25 protein-coding genes and 1 tRNA gene are annotated in these 20,480 nt (G+C 38.9%); 23 read left to right on the top strand and 3 right to left on the bottom strand.

Annotation, left to right across the window (positions count from 1 at the left end; translation table 11 throughout):
• The first annotated feature begins 9 nt into the window (after window positions 1–9).
• Both atpD and DV417_RS08335 read left to right on the top strand, forming a co-directional pair.
• Entirely contained in the window at window positions 10–1,383 is a 1,374-nt protein-coding gene (atpD, locus tag DV417_RS08340; protein WP_005632228.1) for a F0F1 ATP synthase subunit beta, read from the top strand.
• A gap of 30 nt (window positions 1,384–1,413) precedes the next feature.
• Window positions 1,414–1,842 carry a F0F1 ATP synthase subunit epsilon gene (locus tag DV417_RS08335; RefSeq protein ID WP_118879357.1) on the top strand — a complete coding sequence of 143 codons (429 nt, stop codon included), beginning with the start codon at window positions 1,414–1,416 and terminating at the stop codon, window positions 1,840–1,842.
• Between the two features lie 44 nt (window positions 1,843–1,886).
• Here the strand turns inward: DV417_RS08335 and DV417_RS08330 are convergent, their stop codons facing one another.
• From DV417_RS08330 to selA, 3 genes are read right to left on the bottom strand one after another with little or no spacing between them, the layout of a single operon-like run.
• Entirely contained in the window at window positions 1,887–2,750 is an 864-nt protein-coding gene (locus DV417_RS08330) for an RsiV family protein (protein ID WP_118879356.1), read from the bottom strand.
• Window positions 2,751–2,768: 18 nt separating this feature from the next.
• A complete protein-coding gene (gene selB, locus DV417_RS08325) occupies window positions 2,769–4,628 on the bottom strand; it encodes a selenocysteine-specific translation elongation factor (RefSeq protein ID WP_118879355.1) in 1,860 nt (619 codons plus the stop codon).
• The gene (gene selA / locus DV417_RS08320) at window positions 4,625–6,010 is read right to left on the bottom strand and encodes an L-seryl-tRNA(Sec) selenium transferase (protein WP_118879354.1); all 1,386 of its coding nucleotides are present in this window, start codon (window positions 6,008–6,010) and stop codon (window positions 4,625–4,627) included. Before selA ends, selB begins: the two co-directional genes overlap by 4 nt.
• 70 nt (window positions 6,011–6,080) lie before the next feature.
• On the opposite strand from selA, the gene DV417_RS08315 reads away from it, so the two are divergent.
• The 21 genes from DV417_RS08315 (at window position 6,081) to DV417_RS08215 (ending at window position 20,203) form a co-directional block, all read left to right on the top strand.
• Window positions 6,081–6,175, top strand: a tRNA-Sec gene (locus DV417_RS08315).
• Window positions 6,176–6,466: 291 nt separating this feature from the next.
• The gene (locus DV417_RS08310) at window positions 6,467–7,714 is read left to right on the top strand and encodes a tyrosine-type recombinase/integrase (RefSeq protein ID WP_118879353.1); all 1,248 of its coding nucleotides are present in this window, start codon (window positions 6,467–6,469) and stop codon (window positions 7,712–7,714) included.
• Window positions 7,715–8,227: 513 nt separating this feature from the next.
• Window positions 8,228–9,091 (top strand): hypothetical protein, encoded by an 864-nt coding sequence (locus tag DV417_RS08305; protein WP_118879352.1) that lies wholly within the window; start codon window positions 8,228–8,230, stop codon window positions 9,089–9,091.
• A 193-nt stretch (window positions 9,092–9,284) separates the two neighbouring features.
• Window positions 9,285–9,488, top strand: a complete 204-nt coding sequence (locus DV417_RS08300) for a helix-turn-helix transcriptional regulator (protein ID WP_005642577.1) — start codon at window positions 9,285–9,287, stop codon at window positions 9,486–9,488.
• A 9-nt stretch (window positions 9,489–9,497) separates the two neighbouring features.
• The gene (locus DV417_RS08295; protein ID WP_046939356.1) at window positions 9,498–9,758 is read left to right on the top strand and encodes a helix-turn-helix domain-containing protein; all 261 of its coding nucleotides are present in this window, start codon (window positions 9,498–9,500) and stop codon (window positions 9,756–9,758) included.
• Between the two features lie 13 nt (window positions 9,759–9,771).
• Window positions 9,772–10,224 carry a hypothetical protein gene (locus DV417_RS08290; RefSeq protein WP_118879351.1) on the top strand — a complete coding sequence of 151 codons (453 nt, stop codon included), beginning with the start codon at window positions 9,772–9,774 and terminating at the stop codon, window positions 10,222–10,224.
• Between the two features lie 23 nt (window positions 10,225–10,247).
• Window positions 10,248–10,559, top strand: a complete 312-nt coding sequence (locus DV417_RS08285; protein ID WP_118879350.1) for a hypothetical protein — start codon at window positions 10,248–10,250, stop codon at window positions 10,557–10,559.
• Window positions 10,560–10,636: 77 nt separating this feature from the next.
• The gene (locus DV417_RS08280; protein ID WP_118879349.1) at window positions 10,637–11,023 is read left to right on the top strand and encodes a terminase; all 387 of its coding nucleotides are present in this window, start codon (window positions 10,637–10,639) and stop codon (window positions 11,021–11,023) included.
• 41 nt (window positions 11,024–11,064) lie between these two features.
• Entirely contained in the window at window positions 11,065–11,367 is a 303-nt protein-coding gene (locus DV417_RS08275; protein WP_118879348.1) for a hypothetical protein, read from the top strand.
• A complete protein-coding gene (locus DV417_RS08270; RefSeq protein ID WP_239990493.1) occupies window positions 11,357–12,106 on the top strand; it encodes a Rha family transcriptional regulator in 750 nt (249 codons plus the stop codon). Before DV417_RS08275 ends, DV417_RS08270 begins: the two co-directional genes overlap by 11 nt.
• A gap of 261 nt (window positions 12,107–12,367) precedes the next feature.
• Window positions 12,368–12,721: a DUF669 domain-containing protein gene (locus DV417_RS08265; RefSeq protein ID WP_070047057.1), complete on the top strand. Its 354-nt coding sequence runs from the start codon at window positions 12,368–12,370 to the stop codon at window positions 12,719–12,721.
• A gap of 39 nt (window positions 12,722–12,760) precedes the next feature.
• On the top strand, window positions 12,761–13,861 hold the full coding sequence (locus DV417_RS08260; RefSeq protein ID WP_118879347.1) for a hypothetical protein: 1,101 nt from the start codon (window positions 12,761–12,763) through the stop codon (window positions 13,859–13,861).
• An 855-nt stretch (window positions 13,862–14,716) separates the two neighbouring features.
• Window positions 14,717–15,802 carry a host cell division inhibitor Icd-like protein gene (locus tag DV417_RS09450; protein WP_239990492.1) on the top strand — a complete coding sequence of 362 codons (1,086 nt, stop codon included), beginning with the start codon at window positions 14,717–14,719 and terminating at the stop codon, window positions 15,800–15,802.
• Window positions 15,795–16,040: a hypothetical protein gene (locus DV417_RS08250; protein ID WP_118879345.1), complete on the top strand. Its 246-nt coding sequence runs from the start codon at window positions 15,795–15,797 to the stop codon at window positions 16,038–16,040. Before DV417_RS09450 ends, DV417_RS08250 begins: the two co-directional genes overlap by 8 nt.
• Window positions 16,037–16,243: a hypothetical protein gene (locus DV417_RS08245; protein ID WP_118879344.1), complete on the top strand. Its 207-nt coding sequence runs from the start codon at window positions 16,037–16,039 to the stop codon at window positions 16,241–16,243. Before DV417_RS08250 ends, DV417_RS08245 begins: the two co-directional genes overlap by 4 nt.
• Window positions 16,230–16,889, top strand: a complete 660-nt coding sequence (locus tag DV417_RS08240) for a hypothetical protein (RefSeq protein WP_118879343.1) — start codon at window positions 16,230–16,232, stop codon at window positions 16,887–16,889. The genes DV417_RS08245 and DV417_RS08240 overlap by 14 nt, the downstream gene beginning before the upstream one ends.
• The gene (locus DV417_RS08235; RefSeq protein ID WP_118879342.1) at window positions 16,882–17,253 is read left to right on the top strand and encodes a hypothetical protein; all 372 of its coding nucleotides are present in this window, start codon (window positions 16,882–16,884) and stop codon (window positions 17,251–17,253) included. The genes DV417_RS08240 and DV417_RS08235 overlap by 8 nt, the downstream gene beginning before the upstream one ends.
• Window positions 17,241–19,043, top strand: a complete 1,803-nt coding sequence (locus DV417_RS08230) for a DNA primase family protein (protein WP_118879341.1) — start codon at window positions 17,241–17,243, stop codon at window positions 19,041–19,043. The genes DV417_RS08235 and DV417_RS08230 overlap by 13 nt, the downstream gene beginning before the upstream one ends.
• Before the next feature lie 157 nt (window positions 19,044–19,200).
• Window positions 19,201–19,548, top strand: coding sequence for a type II toxin-antitoxin system RelE/ParE family toxin (locus DV417_RS08225; protein WP_118879340.1), 348 nt, complete (start codon window positions 19,201–19,203; stop codon window positions 19,546–19,548).
• Window positions 19,545–19,853, top strand: a complete 309-nt coding sequence (locus DV417_RS08220; protein WP_048953974.1) for a helix-turn-helix domain-containing protein — start codon at window positions 19,545–19,547, stop codon at window positions 19,851–19,853. The genes DV417_RS08225 and DV417_RS08220 overlap by 4 nt, the downstream gene beginning before the upstream one ends.
• Before the next feature lie 158 nt (window positions 19,854–20,011).
• Window positions 20,012–20,203 (top strand): hypothetical protein, encoded by a 192-nt coding sequence (locus tag DV417_RS08215; protein ID WP_118879339.1) that lies wholly within the window; start codon window positions 20,012–20,014, stop codon window positions 20,201–20,203.
• The last annotated feature ends 277 nt before the right edge of the window (window positions 20,204–20,480 follow it).

The raw sequence follows: 20,480 nt of genomic DNA, 5'->3' as shown, positions 1-20,480 counted from the left end.
GGAACGGTAATGTCAGCAGGAAAAATTGTACAAATCATCGGTGCGGTGATTGACGTTGAATTTCCACAAGATGCAGTGCCAAAAGTTTACGATGCATTAAAAGTTGAATCAGGTTTAACACTTGAGGTGCAACAACAATTAGGTGGCGGTGTGGTACGTTGTATCGCATTAGGTGCTTCTGACGGTTTAAAACGTGGTTTAAAAGTAGAAAATACGAATGATCCGATTCAAGTACCGGTAGGCACAAAAACCCTTGGTCGTATTATGAATGTATTGGGTGAACCAATTGACGAACAAGGTCCAATCGGTGAAGAAGAGCGTTGGGCTATCCACCGTTCTGCACCAAGCTATGAAGAACAATCAAACAGTACGGAATTATTAGAAACCGGTATCAAAGTTATCGACTTAATTTGTCCATTTGCAAAAGGTGGTAAAGTTGGTTTATTCGGTGGTGCGGGTGTAGGTAAAACCGTAAATATGATGGAATTAATCCGTAACATCGCGATCGAACACTCAGGTTACTCCGTATTTGCGGGTGTAGGTGAACGTACTCGTGAAGGTAACGACTTCTATCATGAAATGAAAGATTCTAACGTATTAGATAAAGTATCTTTGGTTTATGGTCAGATGAATGAGCCACCAGGTAACCGTTTACGTGTTGCGTTAACAGGTTTAACCATGGCAGAAAAATTCCGTGATGAAGGTCGTGATGTATTATTCTTCGTGGATAATATCTATCGTTATACCCTTGCTGGTACTGAAGTATCTGCGTTATTAGGTCGTATGCCATCTGCGGTAGGTTACCAACCAACATTAGCAGAAGAAATGGGTGTGTTACAAGAACGTATTACATCAACCAAAACAGGTTCTATTACCTCTGTACAAGCGGTATATGTACCTGCGGATGACTTAACTGACCCATCTCCAGCAACAACCTTTGCGCACTTAGACTCAACCGTTGTATTAAGTCGTCAAATTGCATCTTTAGGTATCTACCCTGCGGTTGATCCATTAGATTCAACTTCACGTCAGCTAGACCCACTTGTTGTTGGTCAAGAACATTATGATGTTGCTCGTGGTGTACAAGGTATTTTACAACGTTATAAAGAATTGAAAGATATTATCGCAATTCTTGGTATGGACGAATTATCTGAAGAAGATAAATTAGTGGTAGCACGTGCACGTAAAATTGAACGTTTCTTATCACAACCGTTCTTCGTTGCTGAAGTATTTAATGGTACTCCGGGTAAATATGTTCCATTAAAAGAAACCATTCGCGGCTTTAAAGGTATTTTAAGCGGTGATTACGACCATATCCCAGAACAAGCGTTCTATATGGTAGGTTCAATCGACGAAGCGCTAGAAAAAGCCAAAAATATGTAATCACTTCAAGTCATTTGAAGGAGAACAAAAATGGCGACATTTAATTTAACAATAGTAAGCGCAGAGCGAAAAATCTTTGAAGGTGAAGTAAAACAAATCCAAGCAACAGGTGTTGAGGGGGAATTAGGCATTCTCCCTGGACATACACCATTGCTAACGGCAATTAAGCCAGGGATTGTTAAATTTACCCTTCAAGATGGAAATGAAGAAGTTATCTATGTTTCCGGTGGTTTTTTAGAGGTTCAACCAAATATTGTTACGGTACTAGCAGATGTTGCTATCCGTGGTAGTGAATTAGATGCTGATCGTATTCGCGAAGCAAAACGTAAAGCTGAAGAGAACATTGTATCTCATGTATCAGATGTAGATCATGATTTACTGGTTGCGAAACTTTCTAAAGAGTTAGCAAAACTTCGAGCTTATGAATTGACTGAAAAACTCTTGAAAATAAGACGGTAATAAAAAAGTGCGGTGAATTTTTACCGCACTTTTTGTTTGTTTCCTTAAAGAAATTTTACATAGTTATTTCGCTTAAATTCAGGTCTAAATAATTCTTCTAGTTGCCCAAAATAGAGCAACAAATCCTGCTCTCCTGCTGCGTAAGGGGCGATTTCATAGACATCATAAATAAAATGTACACCTCTTGAATCTAAGTAAATATTGTTCGATAAATTAAAACTATCGACTTCAATAAGAGGTTCATATTCCTTATTGCTATTATTATATTGCTCCCATAAAAGTGTTTTTACTTTCGGTAAATCTTTTTCATTAAATAAATCATTTAATGTCAAAATATGGCGTGTAGTTAGATCAATTGTGAAATAGCGATTACCTTCTATCCCATGAGCACCGCCTTCATAGTCATAAAAACTAATAGCAAAAGTTGCAAGTTTTTCTTTTTGTGCAATAAAATCTGTCCACATAGAATGAGAAATACCAAAAGATGGCGTTTCTTTTACTTCTTTTTTGTCTTCCTCAAAAGCTGTTTGATAACGTGCTATAAATTGTTCACGAGAAATATTTTTCGTTTCTTCGTTTTCAGTCAATTTTTTCCATAATAGATCATTAAGCCAATCAATATTAGTTTTTATTGTTGAAATTGAATACTCAATTTTGGTTTCTTCAGGCTGGTAATCTTCTTTCGATTTAGGATGTTTAATAATTTCAGATTGATTAAATATTTCATCATTTTCCACAAAAATTGCTGGGACTGTTTTTTCTATTTGCTCTTTTAATTTGGTATTTTCAGTACTGAGTTGTGCTACTGTTTGATTTAGTTGTTTTATTTTTGCTTCAGTATCTTTATCTTGGCAGCCTGTGAGTAATATGACAGAACTAATTAATGCAGCAACGAGCGTTTTTTTCATACTCTTTTCCTTTTTAAATCATAAATCAAAAACATTCTTATCGCGCAGAATATGGTCATTGCCTTTGCGACGCAAAAAACCCATTCGGTCGAAATATTCCATCAGTTGAACGGTAAGTTTGCGCCCGAAATTCAATTTATCACGTACTTCATTTACTGATACTTTACCTTGTTTTTCAGCGATTTGTTTGATAAGCCTTGCATAAGCATAGATGGTTTCAGTTAAGAAAAATCTATCTTTCACGATTGGCGTGAGGTAACCCAGTTTCCCTGCTTTATACATAAAATTACGCATAATTGATTCATCAATAGCGAGTGCATTTGCCATATCGCGCACCCAAATTGCTTGACCGTTTGCTTTTTCAAACTCGTTTAATACATCTGTCCAATGTGATTTTTCTTCTGTATTAAACTGAATTTTGTGCTCTGGTAGATGAATCCAGCCACGCGTTTGTTGTAATCGTCCATCATCAAGCATTTCATCGATAAAATGATGAATTAGATTTTCTGGCTGATTCAATGTCGCCATTCGATATAATCTGGCTTTGCTTACACCAAGTTGATCATTATGTTGCTCGTGATAGGTATTAAGTGCGGTTAAAATTTGCTGCGTTTTTTCTTGTACGTAATTAGTATTAAAACACCAATCTTGATAACGTACGGCGTCCCGCTCGGCGAGTGCTTTATCTAATTGCAAGGAAGTCAGTTGTTCCGTCCACATTAATTGGCGTGCTGTTGTCGCATTATGTTGAAGGGTTAGTGCAATACGTTGCGAAGAACTCTCTGCCAATGCTAAATTCGCTAAGAAATTTAACCGCACTTCAGTTCGTTTATGACGTTTTGGCGAGTTAATTTCCAATACTCGTGCGCCGGCAATTAAGGTTTTTGTATCGCCACTGCGTAAAATAAGTTTGTCTCCGAAAGCCAAGAATAATGGTGAATCTAATATTATTTCAGCCAAAGTGCGGTCATTTTTAGCGGCATTTTTTCCCTGTAATAAGGTGAGCTTACCCGTAGTGCGACTCGCGCCGTGATAAATATGCACAGGTTGGCTTTCATTTAATGGTATTTCAGCCAAAATTTGTACACTGATGCGATCTGTTGGTGGAAGAGGATCATCCTGCAATAACCAATCGCCTCGTTTCATTGGCGTGCGGTCTAAATCAGCATTTAAATTTAACGCTAAACGTTGCCCCGCAATACCTTGTTCGCTTGATGTATTTTGTGCGTGAATCGCTTTTACACGAACTTTCTGTCCTGTGGAAAGGTAAAGTTCATCGTTTACTTTCACTGTTCCTGAAAAGGCTGTGCCCGTCACGACGGTACCCGCCCCTTTTACGCTGAATACTCGGTCTATTGCGTAACGGAAAGGTTTATGGGTATCAGCTAATTCAGGTAGATTCGCTAAGTAATGACGTAATTCATTAATTCCTTGCCCCGTTTCTGCTGAGGTAATGAAATGGTTGGCATCGCGTAAAAAACTGTAATTTTGTTTAATTGTTTGGATTAACGATTCTATTTGCTCTGAATTTGTACGATCTGCTTTTGTGATGACAACAATAATTTCGTGGAATTGAAGTTGGCGTAATATCGCTAAATGTTCTTTTGTTTGCGCTGCAACGCCTTCATCGGCGGCGACAATTAGCATTGCATAATGCACACCACCTAAACCCGCCAGCATATTTGACAAGAATTTCTCGTGCCCCGGCACATCAATAAAGCCAAGTACTTTGTTTTCTAAAGGCAGATAGGCATACCCCAAATCAATGGTCATTCCGCGTTTTTTTTCTTCTGGTAAATGCGCGGTACTTGTGCCAGTTAATGCTTTTAATAATGCTGTTTTGCCGTGATCAACGTGACCTGAAGTAACAATAATCATAGTTCATCCAATGTATTTAATAATGTTTCAATATCCGCAAGGCTACGTAAATCTAGCCAAATTTTTCCGTTTTCCATTCGCCCAATAATAGGTTGAGAAAGTTGTTTAAAACGAGCTGAAAGTGCGGAAAGTTTTACGTTTGTTTTTTCTGCAATAGTAACAGCCACGGAAGGGATTCTTTCCATTGGTTGTGAGCCACTGCCGATTTGTGCTTGGCTATCTTCAATTTGAATCTCAAATTGTGAATTTAAGCGAGATTCTAACAGCTCTTTTAGACGCATAGCATTTATTTTGAGTTGTTCTAATGGCTGTGTGAGTAAGCGCAGAGTTGGTAATTTTTCAGTTAATTTTTCAGGATTTAAATATAAACGTAATGTGGCTTCTAAGCCTGATAAAATGACTTTATCGCAACGTAATACACGCTTGAGAGGATGAGCTTGTAATTGTTCGATCCATTCTTTTTTACCCACGATAATGCCTGCTTGCACACCGCCAAGCAATTTATCGCCAGAGAAAGAGACCAAATCCACACCTTGTGCGACTTTTTCTTGCACGGTAGGTTCTTTTGGTAAGCCATATTGGCTTAAATCAACTAATGCGCCGCTGCCTAAATCGGTTACTACGGGTACCTTCATTTCTTGACCTAGTTCCGCAAGCTCTTCTTCTGAAACTGAAGAGGTAAAACCACAAATTTGATAATTGCTACTATGCACTTTCATTAAAAAAGCCGTATTTTCAGTGATAGCATTACGATAATCTTTCAGATGGGTACGATTAGTGGTGCCCACTTCCACTAAATGGCATCCAGCTTGTTCCATAATATCTGGAATACGAAATGCGCCGCCGATTTCAATTAATTCGCCACGAGAAATAATTACTTCTTTACCTTGAGCAAAGGTTGCCAGCATTAACAATACCGCAGCGGCGTTGTTATTCACTATGCAGGCTGCTTCAGCACCGGTGAGTTTGCATAATAATTCACTGATGTAATTATCGCGATGACTACGCTTACCTTCATCTAAATCATATTCAAGCGAAACATTTTTTTGCATCGCAGAAAGCGCAGCCTGTTGTGCTGCTTCAGACCAAAGTGCCCGCCCAAGATTTGTGTGTAACACTGTGCCAGTCAGATTATGCACCGCTTTGATTTGTACTTGGTTTTGTTTTTGTAGGGAAGAATGAATTTCTACAAAAGTGCGGTCAGAATTAGAAAAATATTCAGGTAGTTGATTATTTTTTTGAATAAATTGACGAGCTTGCGTTAATAATTCTCGACATATTGCCACGACAGCAGTGTGACCAAATTCAGTAATAAGTTGTAAGCCTTGAGGTGTTTTGAGAATTTTGTCAACGGAAGGAAGTTGTTGAAAAAGTGCGGTCATTTTTGAATCCGTTTAAAATAACGTTGAATTGCCGATTAATTTACGCTAAAGTAACTGCAATTTCAACCACGGAGGGGCGTCATCTCCGGTGAGGTGGCAGGATTTCAAATCCTGTTGAGGACGCCAGCGTTCTTGGGTGGGTTCGACTCCCATTCCCCTCCGCCAATCCATATAAGCCTGCATAAATCCACGTAAATAATCTACCAGCAAAACCCAGTTAGAATAAGGCTTTATTGTAATTTGGCGTAATCGAACGTAAACTACCAGCAACGATTTTTAGTAACATTTTTTGTACTATGTTTTGGCGATAGTACTATTTTTTTTGGATTTACTCCCAAATCTGGCTTAAATCTTCAAAAAATGATAGTACAAAAACTGAAATTCGCCTAAGTAAATCAATGTTTTAGAAATCGGTAAATAACAGCTATTCACTGTTTTTTGATGGTACTAAAATTTATGGCACGCATAATTCAACCCTTAACCGATACGAAGATTCGCACTGCTAAAGCAGACGATTTCCCCCTAAGAGATGGTAACGGCTTATCATTAGAACTTACAAATGCTGGCTCTAAGATATGGCGATTTAACTATCAAAAACCTTTCACTAAAAAACGCACCAACATTAGCATTGGCAACTTAAAAGAAATGGGTCTTGCAGAGGCACACATTAAGCGTGAGGAATATCGCGCCTTATTGCTTAAAGATATTGACCCTAAGGAATATGCAGACAATCAACAACAAGAGGTTAACGATAAATTAAACCGCACTTTTGAAAAGATGGCTCACTTATGGTTTGAGGATAGAAAACTAAAAGCTAACTTTACCGAGCGTACAGCGAAAGATACGTGGGCTTTATTTGAACGCCACATTTTGAAAGCGTTAGGGGCTTATCCAATCGACAGAATCACACCTTTAATTGCTATTAACGCATTTAAGCCATTAGAGCGAGAGGGGAAGTTAGAGACGGTGAGAAAAATCATTAATAACGTGAATTTTGTAATGCGTTACTCCTTGCATCGTGGACTGATTGAAACTAACAACCTTGCAAATATTGGCAATGAATTTGATAAGCCTATCACCAAAGGAATGAGCACTATACCACCTGAAGAATTACGTAGCTTTCTCGTTAAGTTTTATGAGGCAAGGGATAATAAGCGATTTTCGCCAATATCCTTTTATGCTGTGATGCTGACACTACTCACAGGCAGCCGACCAAGCGAAATCGCTAAAGCCAAATGGGGCGATATTGATTTTGATACAGGCATTTGGAGTTATTTAGTACAGAAAGGCAATAAGAATCGACCAGAGGGGCGATTACATACGGTTACACTTTCTCGTCAAGCTATCGCAATCCTTAACAAAATGAAGATGATTAATGATGCGTTAGGGTTTAATACGCCTTTTGTTTTTCCTAGCGCACAAGCTAAGGACGGACACCTTACTATTGAGGCAATAAGGCAAGCTATCGTTAAATCATATGGCGTAGGCAATCTAACCACGCACGGAGTAAGGCATTTACTTAGCACTGCATTAAATGAGCGAGACTATAACGCAGACTGGATAGAAAAGGCTTTATCGCATAGCGGTAAAAATGTAATTAGGCAGACTTACAATAAGGCGAAGTATTTACAGCAAAGGGCGCAGATGTTGCAAGATTGGGCAGATTTTGTAGAGAGCCAAGCACCTGCAAAAATAGTAGATTAAGCCACCACCGATAGCCGATAACAAGTAACGTTATCGGTTATTTTTTTGTCTATTTTTTTATATACCCCTTGTGATTTTTTTTATAAATCTTAATCACTTATTCACTTATTCACTTCTATTATTTATATCTTTTTGATTTTAAAGAAGAAAATAGAGTAAAAAGAGAAGTGATACACAAGTGATAAAGTGATTACCGAAATAGGAAAGGTTATTTTTTAACCAAAAAACAGGGAAATAAGGCTAATTGGAGAGTGAAGAATAGAGATGAAATTTCAAATGCTGGTGGCAGGTAAGGAAAGCGAAGATTTTTTATACTTGAACTGTACAAAATAGCAGGTAAAATAGTAAACACACAGCAACCGATAGAAACAGGCGTAAACCTAATAAGCGGTTGAGTATATAAAATTAAGTGCGACTAGGTGAGGACTAATTACCCACACCGAAAGAATAAAACCCTATTTTTATTTTGCCGCACTTCCTTTCATAAATAGGGGCAACGCATAGGGGCGTTTTATGATTGATATTCAAGGCGATCTATTACAGATAAAACAGCAACGAGAACAAACATATATTTCAATCGTTGAGTTATTGGATTTTCTAAAAAAACAAAGCCCAAATTCTTCATTTAAAGATATAGCAAAATGGTTACTTGTAAAACTAGAATTTAATGATAGTAGAAATGTTGATCTATTTAGTTGTAATGACCATGAGAATTGGGAGTATGAGTATGAAATCCCTAACTTTTGCGTACCGTTGGAAATAGAAGATAAACCCGTAGAATTACCCTCATCTTCTTTCTTTGATGCCTTAAGAGAAATTGGTGATGTTCCTTTGTTTGGGCGAGGAATCTCCTCTTATGATTATCTACCTATAGATAAGTCCGATATTTTCCTTGAGCGATCCAGAATAGAGAAGTTTTTAGGATTTAGCACTATTAATAATGCGTCTAACGAAATATTTATTGAGAAGAATTGCGCAATAGAAAAAGCCCAAAACACACAGCTACAAGCTGAAAATGAACGCTTAAAGGCAGAATTAAAAGCACAACAAGATAGAATGGCAGAGCTTGAACAAAAGCTACAACAAAGTGCGGTAGATTCTGAATCAGTTTTAGAAAATGGCAAGGCAACACGAATTAGTAAAATTCAGAGAGATATTTTTACCTTGCTTATATTGAAAAACTATCAAGGAATGGAAAGTAGAAATGCGCTTTTTGATGTAATCAATGCAGATCTAAAAGAGCAAGGAATCAACAATAAGGGCGCAAGCTATCAAACCTTTGATAATCTAATTGATGAAAATATCCGTTTAACTAAAATAGGTTTAGATGGAAAGCAAATATCACACAGCCCGTTTCCTAGCAAAATTACAAAGTAACTTTTAAATTAAGCCCTTTAATGTTTTAAATTAAGGGCTTTTTTATTGCTATTCTTTTAAATTAAGCCTTAATTTAAAACCACTTTCTTAATAACAAACCAACAAATAGAACCCGCCTAAATAATTCCACACAATACCCCCGAACCGCATAGAACAAGCGGATTATTTCAGTTTATAAACACAAGGGGGATAAATGGAAAACCTATCACAAGCAGATCAAAACCGTCTCATTGCGATGTCAGAAATTCGCACGCTATCGGGCGGACTTTCTCATACCTACATTTACAAGCAAGTTAAAGCAGGTGCATTACCACCACCGGTAAAAATCGGTCGTTCTTCACGTTGGCGTTATGCAGATGTGATGACGTGGCTTAGTAGTTTTAAACCTGCAGCATAAGGCGGAACTATGGCAATCAATACGACTAGCGTTTATGAGCAACAGAAATACATTTTACAGCGCTTATATGTGCGCCCGCATAGTACCAACGAACTACGAGAGCTAGGAATTTACTTTCCACCCGCACGCATTAAGGAACTCAGAGATAAAGGGTTTCATATTGATACCTTTTACCGCAAAGAAACCGATTCAAGCGGATTAGCGCACCGTGTGGGTGTGTATGTACTGCACCAAAATGAAGTAAGCCAAAATCATCAATATAACGACTAAGGAAAAATTAAAAATGACCGATTGCAAAGACTGCACAACAGAACAAGGGCGTAAAGATTTAATTAATACCCCGATTTCAATTACTTATTCAAAGGCGCAATTTCCGCATTTAACGGCTACTTCTGAAGATTGGGGGGTAAATACCGTTTTATGGCTTGATGTGGGCGATTTTCTACCCTTAGGCATTGATGCTGACACGATGCAAGAGGCGTTGATCATGATTGCTTTTCTTCAACAAAGCACAAAAGCCACGTTACTGATTGATGAGGAAATGCAACAAGAACTTACCGCACTTTCTGAAAATGGCATGGCATTTAACCCGATGAAAAAAGCAAATGGCGCACTTATTCCACTTGCTGAAATCCTCTCCACTGATACCAAACAAGAAACCATGCGACACCTTGAACAACAATTTTGCCAAGATGAAAAACTGACATTTACCGAAATGGGCGGAATGTTGAATTAAACGAGCAAAGAGCGACTGAAAAAATGACTGATACAAATCAACAGACCAACACCGAAAAACGCGAGTATGCAACGCTATGGAGTATTTACCGAGCTATTGAGGAAACTTACGAAATAGCAGATGCAACATTAGATGGCAAAATTACCAAAACAGCCACCGCCGAAGATGGGGAGAAAGTACAAATCCCATTCACTCACAAAGACGGCTTAGAGTTTGTTTTAGATAGATTAAGTGTAGTGCTATCGGATATTGACGACTTAAAACGGCAAATCGAAGTACTGGCTATTCATCAAGAACACAAAGCCGATGCGAATTATTTACCGCGGGTGGATTAACAAGAGTTTTCGGAGCAGTACGCGCGCGCGAGGGTGCGCCCAAATTTAGGCATACCCAAAGATAAGAGGTTAAAAAAATGAGTTACGGAAAAGAGATACAAAGCGAGTTTGCCAAAGCCTATGCCCGAATGGGTAACGCTAAGCACGCTTTATTGGCGGTTTTAGGTGATGAGCGAGCTAATCGAATGAAACCGCACACACTACGAGCAAGAGCCAGTGACCTACTGAATCATTGCCGAGTATGGGAACAAATCGAGCAGGAAAAAGCAGAGATGCAACAACGTGGGGAGACTTTACCGCATTACAGAGGGAGAACATGGCGGGCGGATTTAATTAGTGATGAAGTCTATGAGCCGATAAAGATACCGCCCCGCCCTTTTGTTATTCCTCGTGGAATGAAAGGGTTGTTTAAAGAGATGGGGCGGTTAAAAAGATCCACTATGAAAACCCTGACATTTTTTTAATTGGGAACAAAAAGATCCGCTAATAAAAGGGTAAGTATTTAATGAAATGCACCATAGCAAAAAACAATCTTTTTCTACTTAAAGAAGCCATTCAACACTATAGAAAATCGCATCAAATCTTCACGTTTATGAGCCTATACAGCGATAACGAGCCATACCCGATAGATGAGGTCATTCAAGTGTTAGAACAGCGCCTTGTAGCGATTCAGTGCGAAATAGACAACTTCACGAAGATGACAGCAGGGCTACGGAAGAATGAGCAATTAGAAACGAGTTTTTACACCACGAAAAAACACTTAGAGATGATGAGAAAAAGAAAACAGGAGTTAGGCAATGAAATGTAATGCAACTGCAGAGCCATTAATGCAAGAAATATCAATAGAGCAAATTTTTAACTTAGATTTACCCATTACGAATGAAAAAGACGGTGCAGTGTTTGCGCATAAGTTTAAAGGGGATTTAGTGGCAATGACAACCTCTCTTATTGTGGCGAAGTACTTTGACAAACGACACGACAACGTTATTCAAGCAATCAAAAATTTAGACTGTTCAGACGAATTTAACGCCCTTAATTTTCAGGCGGTTAAATATGTTGATGAAAAGGGCGAAAAGCGACCGATGTACCGAATGACCCGAGACGGCTTTATGTTTTTGGTGATGGGATTTACTGGCAAAAAGGCGGCGAAGTTTAAAGAGCGGTTTATCTCGTTATTCAACAAGATGCATAGTTGGATTAATCAACGTGTGAAATTATCCAGTAACCAGCACTTACTCAATGATGCGATTCAATTTGTAGAACTGCAACGAGGTGAAAAGGATGAGCATAGCCACGCCCGAGAAAACACGCTGATTTATATGATTGCTTTAGGCTCAAGCAAAAAGAAATGGCTAAGGGTAAATGGTTATGCGCCTGATGATGATATTCGCGCCCACCTCTCAGAATCACAGCTTGAACTATTGGATTTATTGATGAGTGAAAACGCAGTGATGTTCAAATTAGGCTTGAGTTATCTAGAGCGTGAAAGCCGATTAAAAGATACCGCACTTTTCTTTTGGGCCAAACAACAGCGCAAAGCGGCATAAGGAAAAACACAATGAATGACTTTACCGAAATTCTTCAATTTCTAATCTTTATCGCCTTATTGCTGGTGGCTTTTAGCCTTGCATCAACCCTATAAAACAAAACGCCATAGGGAAATAACTAACCCTAAGGCGTAACTAAGGAATTATTTTATGCAACCAATTAAACTAGGAATTAATATGAAGTTAATTCACAAGCATTATAGCAAAACATTGTGATTTATAAAATCATTACTATATCAGTATCAGAACACAGGAGAAATTATGATCGTAAAAGACAATTCAAAAAGACTTGTTAAAAGCGGACAATATTCTGCTCTGTTGGTTGAGATAAAGCCTATAAAGTCAGGCTATGGCGAACGGTTGGGCTTTCTATTTGAAATCAATGAAGGATTTTACAAGGGGCGAAAATTAATGCGAACTTGTACGCCTATTTTTAAATCAGGCTCAAACCTTGCAGAAATAGTCGAGAGTTTAAACCGCGCTACATTAACTGCTAAACAGGTTGAACAAGGTATTGACCTTGAGCAGTTTAAAAATAAACCCTACCAAATCACGGTAACAAAACGAATCGGAAAAAATGGCTTTCCATATAGCCACATTGAAAAAATTAACTGATTCTATCCAGTTCATTACCAAAAAGCGGAGCTAAAAGGGATGACAAAAAAACACTCAAAAGCGGGGCAATATTTCCAAGCTGATTTTGATTTAATTCAACAGGCTAGCCAATTAGGCAGTTTTAGGTTACTTGCCTCTCTTCTCGTATTAATGCGCTATACAAACGGCAAGCCCAACACCCCACAAGAAAAACCATTCACTCAAACTTATGCGGGCGCAGACGCTATTCGAAAAACCTTACAATGCCGATGGCAAGACGGCAGGTCGCTACTCGTTACACTAAGCCAAAATAACTTTATTTCTCGGCACATACATCAAGGCAAAACAGCTTATACCGTTCATAACCACCAGCTAAATATAGATTTACCTATAGCGATAGTTGATGGGGCTAATAATGCCGATTCTGCACTAATGCGAATAAATGGCGATAAAACGCTCACAGAGCAAGAAAAGCTAGATACCCTAATAATCTTACTAACTATCTACAAAAATCTCTCTATGGCTCGTTTTGGTGGGTTTAATGACATATTTCAGGAGTGGGATATAACCAGCTATGAAAATTTAGATGATTTACCACTTTGCGGAATCAGTGCACGGAATTATAAAAATGGCGATACCGCTCAAATTACCCCTTTTTCTACTTACTGCAAATTTATCAATGAATCGTTAGGCTTGCCAATAAACGAAGAGATGACACTTGAAACAAGCAGGCGGTTTTGGAATGGGGTTGGAAAATTAAAAGCACTGAGGCTAATTTATGGCGTGATTGTGCTGATGAAAACCAACACCGCAAACAAGCAAGAATTTATGTTCACAATTAGAGTAAACGACTATCACGCAGACAAAGGGGCTGATCTCTCTTTTATTGAGCTTGTCTCTGATGGGGAGGTTGCTTTTTACGGCACTAGTGCGCCCATAGAGGAAGAGATTGAATATGCTGATTTCAATGATACGGAAAAGGAAGATAAAGTGATTCGCTTAACCTTGCCTAAATTACCCAATAAGGAAGAGTATCAAATATTTTCTTTTTGCCGTCCAAGATTTAGAACGTCTAATACTGATACTGGCGAATGGATGACGAAAGAAAGAGAAAATTTAGAGGCAACCATAAAAGAAATTGAAAAGGCTCTGTGGGGATAAACGAAGAAATGAACTAATTAAAATCTCTCTCTGCAGAAACACGCCGAAGGCGTAGCGATGTGAATGTTCAGATGAATCAAAATAGACAAGTAAAATGCTTGTCTTTTTTTGTGTTTTTTCATTTTGCATTTTTGCTCTGTTTTTTTTCGTTTTTTTGACGTACGTTCTACTTATATGTATTATTCGTTCTACTTATACATATTACGTTCTAGATATATATTTACGTTCTACATATATGTCTATCCGATAAAAATTGAACAAAAAACAAACAGCAAAAATGGGGAAAAAACAAGGGCAAATTTGTCTATTTTTAGGTGTGAAATGGCAATCCCGAAAAAGTAGGGAGTTCCCGAAATAATAGGGAGTGATGCTTATTATCAAATGATGAAACTCTAAAAGAAAAAGAAGCCATAAACTCACATAGTGCTTGGTTCACAACTGGCACCTGCTTAACGTCCGTAACGTGCTATGCCCTATCGTTTATGGCTTGCGGATATTCTAATTATTCTTCCTGTTCTGTCAAACCTCTTTACAACCTCATCACAAGATGGCATTATTTCCCTGCAGTCGAAAAAAACGATTGCCGAGCCTGGAAACTCGACTTATTTACAATTGGCGCAGAGCACGCCCAAAGCGTGTTTTTTTATGCGTAACATTCGCACACCTCAAAATAAATTGCGGATTTTGTTTCAACATTTATCAACAATTTATTCTTCAATGGTAGCGTGTAGCGGTAAAGGTTCGCCCTTTGCTGTGTTCCAATTGTCGCAGTTTTCCAGACCGTTACACGTTACCGCCAAAGCCTGGAAACTTTCCGCGGTAACTCTCAAGTGTTTACAATTGGAGTTACGCAAAATGTATCAATTCATTTTCGCGCTTATTCGCGCACCTCAAATCAAAATCAGACTTCTTGCCGATAATGAACAACAAGCACGCTCACGTTTTACCGATGGTGACACCTTGTTATTTGTTGGCCGAATTAATCAAAACCCACTCAAAAATAACCGCACTTTTTCAACTAATGGAAAAAATCACAGCTTGCCAGTAGTGCATAAAGTCGCTATGATTTCCCCGCAATCAGAAAAAGTGATTGCCAGCCGTGAGAAGCTGAACTATTTACCAGAGGCGAACGATAGCACGCCATTAAACCGTGCTTTTTTTGTTCGTAACATTCGCACACCTAAAGAATATGCGGATTTTGTTTTCAATCTAAATCCGATCATTCTCTCAATGGTAGAGCGTAATGGGCCGTCTTTGACGGGCTGTCTTCCTTTGGTGGCAGTTTCTCACCCTGTTATGCTCTACCGCCCGACCGTGAGAAGTCTAGCGGTAGTTCTTATAAATCAACCAAAGGACACCGCAGAAATGATCTACAAATTTCTTTGCGTCAATCGCACACAATCGCATTTTAACTTATGCGTCATATCCCTTAATTCTACCACCGAAGAACAGGCACGTTTGAGCCTATCTGCTGATTATCGTTTTATTGCGGTGGTGGCGAGAATCAATCCTCAAAATGACCGCACTTTGGCCGCGTGCTCTCCTATTTCTGTAAATAATCACAGCTTGCCGAAATGTGAAGATGTAGGTAGTATTGAAAGCACTACTACTATCGAGGGCAACCGCAACCCTTATCAATGCGGTATTTTTTTACCTAAAATTCATTCCTTGCACGTTCCTAAAAAATTAGGTGCGTTGTCTTATATCGAATTTGCGGTACAGATGATAAGCCGAAATAAGGCGGAGTTTATCCGCACGAATAAGGCTAGCCGTTCGATAGCGGTAGTTGAGTCTGTATCGCACCCAATTCAGGGCAATACTCTTACATTAACTAAATCTATCGGAAATCCAACAATGAAAATCTACCCCAAAAATAACCGCACTTTAGCGGCACTTCCTACCCTTTCTGTATCTGCTGAAATGGAGGTGGCACATGGCTAATCAAATTCCTACACATTGCGCTATTCCAGTGGCAGAGACGGGCAAAATTCAGAGTTCAATCCGTAAAGCAAAAGCGATTTTGGAATTAATTCGGAACGATGGCGGCGATATGGATTTAGACGGCTTTTTTACAAGCGAAGAAATTATCCAAACCGCCTTGTCTGCGATTAATGATTATTTAGAGCAAGCAGAACAATCCTCAACAGTAGATTTTTATTTCACGAAAGGGGGCAAATGATGATTAAACAAGTGAACCTACCCTATCAATTAATCTTTGTCTATGACGATGGCGACCAATTTATAGCGGGCAAATATGGCACGCTTAGAGAGGCGTTACAGGCAAAAATCAGATGTAAGCACGAAATAGGACAAACCGATATTTGCGGCCGAGTGTTAGAAGTGATCACGGTTTTGAAAGGGGGAGACAATGAAACTAACTAATGCAATGGCACAGCTTGAGCAATGGAAAGCTAACCACCAGCAAGGAAAAATAAATCAGTTCGTGAACGAAATGAACCAAACCCATTTAGAGGCGGTTAAAAACTGCGAAAGTGCGAAACAATTTACGAAAAACTTAATTTCTCCACAAACCCTTGTAAATACTGGCGTTGTGAATGAAAACTGCGAAAGCAAACTGCGAAACTCTGAAGCAATTTGCGAAAAGAGCAAAGCGGTTAAAAATACGCAAGGAAACGCACGTAGCGAGGTTAAAAGCAAATATCAAGGGAAACTATATGCTAACCCTTTAGCCTTTCAATTTGCCCAGCTGACGCGCCAATTTAAGCTAATTTTAGACAGTAACCGTAAGTGCTTAGAGGTTTACCCCGATGATTTTCATCATAAGCTAAAAATGCGTGATGAAATGATGGACTTAATCGACCGATTAAAAGCTGGTGGCAAGCTCTTTAATGCGCTGGCTAAATCTCAAGGGATAACATTTTGCCGAGACAATCAAGCCGCCCTAAAAGACTTTAATCAAGCTAACGGCTATTTGATTCATAAGTTTGAAGAAGTGATCACACAAATAAACCGCCTTAATATTGAACGAGTTAAGAGTGAGAAATTACAGGGGGTGAGCAATGAGTAAAACCGCCTTTATTTTAACTGCTGGCTATCACGTTTTTGAGGATGCTTTTATGCCGATTGTTGTCGCAATGCGAGAAACCAAAGGGGATATTTTAAGTCTTCATCACATCTATGCTAAACAAGGGAAACTCACAAATATCAGAGCCATTAATTTAAACCATTACACACCACGCGCGCCTATTATTCACGCAGAAGGGAAAAGAAGTCGTGCAGATGCTGAGGAGGCGATTGCACCTTTCAAAACACTCTACCCTACTGCACAAATTAGAGTGATTCAGTTCAAGGACGCATTTTTATTTAAGCAATGTGCAGGAATTGGATTAGAGATTGATGCAGAGCAAGGGGGCAAGAAATGGCTAAATTAATCAATGCCCCTTACGCTAAACAGCAAGACCCCACAGGGCAAAGCATTGTTACTATCTGCATAGGCACGCAAGCACAAGCCATTGCAAAGCATTTTAATGAAATGGGTAAAAGTGCGGTAGAGATTGAGCTAGAAAACACATTAGGCGAGCAAGGGAAATCATTCCCTTGCGTGGTGATTGATAGTGAGATTTTAGAGCATATAGAACGCTATCGCATTGTGCCCAAAAATACCCAGTCTATCCGCTTAATACAGGCTAATAATGGCGTAGTACTCTCAAATGAAACGCTTGAGCGCATTTATTTAAATATCGTGCAGACCACCAGCGCAGAGAATGTGATTTATTGCAATGAGGCGGGCGAAATACTGGAAGATGTAAGCCGATATATTCAACGGTTACGCAATGGGGAAACCTATCACGGCAACATTAAAGAAGTTGATGAGTGTTACGCCAAAATGTTCGACCATTTAAGCGATAATCTCAAAGTGAGGGATTTTTTAGCGTGGACAGGCGAAACTTTAAAGGTTGATAGTGTTAATACACTGGCTTATTTATGGACTGGCAAAAAGTGGCAATTCCTCACGGATAAAAAATTAGGGCGAGAAGTAAAAAGATTCTTTGAGGAGAAAGAGATTGGTTACAGCAAGCGCAAAATAGAAAATATGGTAGGGCTTATGCTGGATTATTATCTTGAGCCAATGGGCGAGCGCAGAAAGAATTTGTTGGCATTTTCTAACGGTGTACTTGATACGAAAACAGGGGAATTTTTACCGCACTCACCTGATTATTATCTTACTTCCTATATCGATATTGATTACAGCGAAACGCCAATCTTTACGCCTAATTTTGACAAATGGCTTGATTGGGTAAGTGGTAACGATGAACGCAAGGCTAAGCGCATTTTAGCGGCACTCTACATGGTGCTAACCAATCGCTACGACTGGCAATTATTTTTAGAGATTACAGGCGTGGGAGGTAGCGGTAAAAGTATTTTTAATGAGCTGGCTAAGATGTTGGTTGGTGCGGATAATACTGCCTCAATTACCCTCAAAGAATTAGAAAATATTAACCATAGAGCGAAACTCATTGATAAAACATTAATCTATTCAAGCGATCAAGAAAACTATATAGGCGATGGCGCAGAATTAAGGGCGATAACAGGGGGCGATACTATTAGCGTAAGATTGCTTTATCGAGACCCTTTCGATACGACTATCAATGCGGTGTATATGATGACAAACAACAAGAGCGCAACATTCAAGGAGCATAATGGGGGTATTGCTCGTAGACGCGTAATCTATCATTTCAACAAGGCAGTACCTGAATCAATGATTGATACAAAGCTGGTGGATAAACTGCTTTCAGAATCGGCTGGCATTGTGCGCTTGTTATTAGATACATTCAAAGACCCGAAAGAGGCAAGGGCATTACTACTTGAGCAGAGGGAATCAATGGAAGCCTTAGAAGTGAAACAGAAAGCCGACCATATTCTAGATTTCTGCCGACACTTTACCGCACGAGAAGAAATGAACGGCTTGTATATGGGCAATGCAAGGGCGCAAATTAAAAACGCTGAACGGCAATATCTTTACGCATCATATCTTTTCTATTGTGATTGCATGGGCATCAATAAACCACTAGGGCGCAGTCGTTTTCTTGATTCGTTTAGACAGGCAACTAAAGAAAGCAAATACCCCCACGAGTTCAAAAAGCGATTAAAGGACGGTAAGAACGTTACCAATATTTACTACATAAACATAGGTCAAACTATGGCAGAGTGGCAAGAGTAACCGCAGATGGATAATTAAAAGGCTTAGTGCAGTGCATTGAGCCTTTTTTATTGAGTTTCGGGATCAGTACGCGCGCGCGAGGAAATGAGCAATAAAACATTTACTTCATACCCTTAAAGCGTATAATTAGCAACAAATAACATTTACCCTATTTATCGTGAAACTATCGTTTATTGAATTACCACCCTTTGAGCGTTACAGAAAAGTGCATTTATCTGATGATGAATATCGGACTTTTCAGAATGAGCTATTAGAAAATCCCGAAAAAGGCGATGTGATACAAAATACAGGCGGATTGAGAAAAATTAGGATTGCAGATAATGAGAGAAATAAAGGTAAACGTGGTGGCGCAAGGGTGATTTATTACTACTTTTTAGACGGTGCGCAAATATGGCTTTTTAGTGCTTACGGAAAAGGAGAAAAAGCAGACTTAAACGAAAGCGAGAAACGCGCATTTAAAGTGGTATTAGAGAATTTAAAGGCAATGGCAAGGGGGAAAGAATGAGCCGTTTATTTGACGATTTAATGGAAGGCGCGCAAGCTCTTGAGCAACATTTACAAGGTAAAATCACACTACGCACAGAAACGCGTGAACGAATTGAGCCAGCAAGCATTACGGCAGAGGAAGTGAAAGCAATTAGAGAGAAATTAAACCTTTCTCAAGCTGTCTTTGCGCAGAAGTTACGAACCAGTGTAAGAACCTATCAAGGCTGGGAGCAAGGTAAAACCAAACCTAGCGCACACGCCTCTTTATTGCTGCGCATGGTGGATAAAGCCCCGCAAACCTTTGAGCTTATCGCTGGGATATAATAAACAATCATCAACGCTATTAATGATAGAACGCCTACTTTAGGCGTTTTTTTATTGAGTTTTTTGACCAGTACGCGCGCACGCGCGCGAGAACTATAGACAACCTTGAAAAAAATGCGTTAACTAACGCAATATTTAAAAATTGCGTTCCTTGAGTTATGAAAGTATCTAAACCCAAACCACTTGTAGAGTTATTAAAAACAGAGCTTACACAGGCTGGTAAAATCAATCACTATTCTTTTACTTATGATTTAGAGAGAATAACGCAACGCGTAAATGATGATTTTGACACAATACCAAATTTAGCTAGTGCGGAGGATATAGAACAATGGCTAAATCAGCAGGGATAGGATAAATTTTTATACATTAAGCGTATAATTATACATAGAGAGTATAAAATAATATAAAGAGGCTAAAATAACGCCACTTTATTCCTTCCCTTTGTGAATTAGAAAATTTGTCAAATAGATCGCATTTTTCTTTTTTGCTGGTGGCTAGAAGTGATTAAATGGCAAAAAAAGTGATAAATCACTTTCATTAATCACTTTATCACTTGTGTATCACTTGTTAATCACTTGTCTTTTTGTCTTTTATAATCAAATGCTTACAGTGAAAAATGACCGTTAG

Source organism: Haemophilus haemolyticus, from assembly GCF_003490935.1.
Taxonomy (GTDB): domain Bacteria; phylum Pseudomonadota; class Gammaproteobacteria; order Enterobacterales; family Pasteurellaceae; genus Haemophilus; species Haemophilus haemolyticus_M.
Note: the sequence above shows the minus strand (reverse complement) of the source record. Positions and strands in the feature narration are given on the sequence as shown.